Annotated in this window: 2 protein-coding genes; one reads left to right on the top strand and one right to left on the bottom strand. The window is 76.4% G+C overall.

Annotated features, from left to right (window positions below):
• A partial coding sequence (locus CCN56_RS42425; protein ID WP_256962462.1) for a phosphotransferase occupies positions 1 to 206 on the bottom strand: 206 nt, incomplete at its 3' end.
• Between the two features lie 16 nt (positions 207 to 222).
• Here CCN56_RS42425 and CCN56_RS42420 point away from each other — a divergent pair.
• Positions 223 to 690: protein kinase (locus tag CCN56_RS42420; RefSeq protein ID WP_179200182.1), on the top strand; the 468-nt coding region annotated here is incomplete at its 3' end.

Genomic DNA, 690 nt, shown 5'->3' with positions numbered 1-690 from the left:
TGCGGGGTGCCGATGATCCGCCCGCTGCGGGTGATCTGGGTGGCGTCGGCGGCTCGGGCGATGCCGAAGTCGATGACGTACGGGCCGTCGGGGGCGAGCATGATGTTGCTCGGCTTCAGGTCGCGGTGGACGACTCCGGCCGCGTGGATCGAGGCCAGGGCCCGAGCCGCCGACGCCACCCAGATCACCCGCAGCGGGCGGATCATCGGCACCCCGCAGTACATGTCACCGGAGCAGGCCCTCGACGAGCCGGTCACCCCGGCCTCCGACGTCTTCTCCCTCGGCCTGATCGCGGCGGTCGCCGCCACCGGACGCCATCCGTACGGCGACGGCGCGGCCTTCACCGTCGGCACCCGGATCGCCAACACCGCCCAGCGGCCCCCGGAACTCGACGGCTACCCGACGGAGCTGCGCCCGCTCCTGGAGCGCTGCCTGGCCGCCGACCCCGCGGCCAGGATCACCCCCGCCGAGCTGACCGACTGGTGCGAGCGCGCCACCGGCCGCCCGCTCACGACGCTCGGCGACTGGCTGCCGGCCCCCGTGGCGGAGGCCGTCGACCGCCGCGTCCGCGCGGCCGCCGGGCCCACGCCGCCGTACGAGCCGACCCGGCGGGACACCCCACGGTCCGGCGTGCACGACGCACCGACCGCGGACGCCCCACCACCACCGTTCAGCCCGCCGCCACCGCCC

The organism is Streptomyces sp. NRRL B-24572 (genome assembly GCF_002156145.1).
Classification (GTDB): domain Bacteria; phylum Actinomycetota; class Actinomycetes; order Streptomycetales; family Streptomycetaceae; genus Streptomyces; species Streptomyces vietnamensis.
The sequence above is the reverse complement of the archived record's forward strand: the minus strand, read 5'-3'. Positions and strand labels throughout refer to the sequence as shown.